The organism is uncultured Mucilaginibacter sp. (assembly GCF_903893715.1).
GTDB lineage: Bacteria > Bacteroidota > Bacteroidia > Sphingobacteriales > Sphingobacteriaceae > Mucilaginibacter.
Genome location: NZ_CAITNG010000022.1, coordinates 1 through 2622, shown reverse-complemented (window position 1 = coordinate 2622; position 2622 = coordinate 1). Strand labels below are relative to the sequence as shown.

General features: G+C 46.8%; 2 protein-coding genes. One reads left to right on the top strand and one right to left on the bottom strand.

All coding sequences use genetic code 11. From position 1 onward, the window contains the following. On the bottom strand, window positions 1-469 hold a 469-nt coding region (locus QZX97_RS02390; protein WP_295650149.1), incomplete at its 3' end, for an ankyrin repeat domain-containing protein. Between the two features lie 93 nt (window positions 470-562). Here QZX97_RS02390 and QZX97_RS02385 point away from each other — a divergent pair. Next, on the top strand, window positions 563-2622 hold a 2060-nt coding region (locus QZX97_RS02385; protein WP_295664124.1), incomplete at its 3' end, for a DNA translocase FtsK 4TM domain-containing protein.

Here is a 2622-nt window from a genome sequence, read left to right as displayed (position 1 = left end):
CGTTCACTAACGCGCCGTGCTCTATCAGCATACGGGCAATATCGGTATGGTTGGCGGCTACGGCCGAATGCAGCGGGTAAACCTTAAAGCCATTTTTAGAGCACAGATTAACATCGGCACCTTTCAGCACCAAAAAGCGGGCAATTTCGGGGTGACTAAAATAACAGGCCAAACCAAGCGCCGTAAAACCATCTTCCGAAAATTCGTTAACCGTTTCGGGCTGGGTATAAACCAGGTGCGCTATCACATCAAATTTGCCTACTGCGGCGGCTTCAAACAAGGTCAGTTGGTCGAGGTATTTGAGCAAAAGGTCGGCAACGGCAGGTTTTTTATAGTAGCAAGCTAACATAATAGCCGAAACGCGGTGGCTGGTGATGCTTTTGGCAAGCTCGGGGTTTTTGTCGAGCAATAGGGCAAGGTTCTGTAAATCACCTTGCTGAATAAAATTTTCCAGGGACACTAAACTCATTTAAATTCAATATTACTAAAAATTAAAAATCCACACAAATAAGTTGTTTTATCTATTAACTTTATATTTGCGCTAAAACGCTTTCAAATTATAATGGCGGTAAAAGGAAACCAGTTCAGATCTAACAGTTTTAAAGATGATAACCCACCCGGCTCATCGTCTGCAAAAACAGAAAAACCCCCGAAACAGAAGAAAGATACGCTTCCGTCCTTCAATTTAAAGGATGGAAGGCTCATCAAAGTGATCGGGCTTTTTTTCCTGGTGATGTCTTTGTATTTCCTCATCGCTTTTACCTCCTACCTGTTTACCTGGCAGGAGGATCAGAGCTATGTATCAGCAGCCAACGGTGGCTGGCATAACCTGTTTAAAACCCAACAGGAACTGATAGACAATGGCGTAAAAAACCCGGTGGTGGAAAACTGGCTGGGTAAGTTTGGCGCGCTGCTATCCAACCAGTTCATCTACGAATGGTTTGGTGTAGCCTCGTTTATTTTTGTGGCTGTATTCTTTATTATGGGTTACCGCATGTTGTTTAAGGTGCGCCTGTTCGCGGTAAACAAAACATTGGCCTACGCCCTTTTCGGGATTGTTTTCTTTTCGATAGCGATTGGTTTTGTGCATGGCTTTACCAGCGACCTGCCCCACTTTATGGAGGGCGAGTTTGGATTTTGGGGCAACAGGCTGTTGGATGCACAAATAGGCCAATCGGGCACGGGCTTATTGGTTGTTTTCGCGGCTTTGACTTTCCTTATCATTGTTTATAACATCGATTTTAAATTTCCCGAAAGGAAAAAGAAGGAAGCGGCTATTGCTGAGGAAGTTGGCGATGGCGAACTGACTTCACGCGTACTCCAAACCAGCACCTTGGGTGCTTATGAGGTGGTGCGCGATGATGAAGATATCGTTATCCCGCCACCCGATTTCCCGAGACGGGATGCAGACCCAGGGGCCAACAAAGTGAAAGACCTGGTGCTGACCCATGAAAGGCCTGAAACCGACCCTGAACTGGATGCCGCGGCTTTTACGGCCGCTACCTTTCACGAGCCGGTTACCCTGATGCCCGGCCCGAGCAGCGATACCGAAATACCCCTAACCGTAAGCGATAGCCGGCCTACCGACGAACTGAACATCGAAAAGACCGACGGCGTTACCGCTGATGACCTGGTAGCGCAATTCGGGGAGTTCGACCCGCGACTCGATTTGGCTTCTTACAAATTCCCCCCATTGGATTTGCTGGAAAACTATGGTGCCAACAAAATAACCGTTAGTACCGAAGAACTGGAAGCCAACAAAAACAAAATTGTTGAAACGCTGAACCATTATAATATCGAGATAGACAAGATAAAGGCAACCATCGGGCCAACCGTAACCCTTTATGAAATTATACCCGCTCCCGGCGTGCGTATCTCCAAAATAAAAAATCTGGAAGACGATATAGCACTGAGCTTGGCGGCGTTGGGCATCCGTATCATCGCACCTATGCCTGGCAAAGGCACCATTGGTATCGAAGTGCCTAATCAACACCCGGAAATGGTGTCCATGCGTTCGGTAATGGCGACAGAAAAGTTTCAGACCACCACCATGGACCTGCCCATCGCGCTCGGTAAAACCATATCGAACGAAGTTTTTATTGCTGATTTGGCTAAAATGCCACACTTGTTGGTTGCGGGTGCCACCGGTCAGGGTAAATCAGTAGGTATCAATGCCATCTTGGTATCGCTGCTGTATAAAAAGCACCCCGCCGAATTGAAGTTTGTGTTGGTCGACCCGAAGAAGGTAGAGTTGACGCTGTTCAAAAAAATTGAGCGTCACTTTTTGGCCAAACTGCCCGATGAGGCCGATGCCATTATTACAGACACCAAAAAGGTAATTAATACGTTAAACTCCTTGTGTATCGAAATGGATCAGCGTTATGATCTGTTGAAGGATGCGCAGGTACGTAACTTAAAGGAATACAACGTTAAATTTGTACACCGGAAGCTGTTGCCGACAGAGGGTCACCGGTTTTTGCCATTTATTGTATTGGTGGTTGATGAGTTTGCCGATTTGATGATGACAGCCGGTAAAGAAATAGAAACGCCGATTGCCCGTTTAGCACAGCTTGCCCGTGCTGTGGGGATACATTTGGTTATCGCTACGCAAAGGCCGTCGGT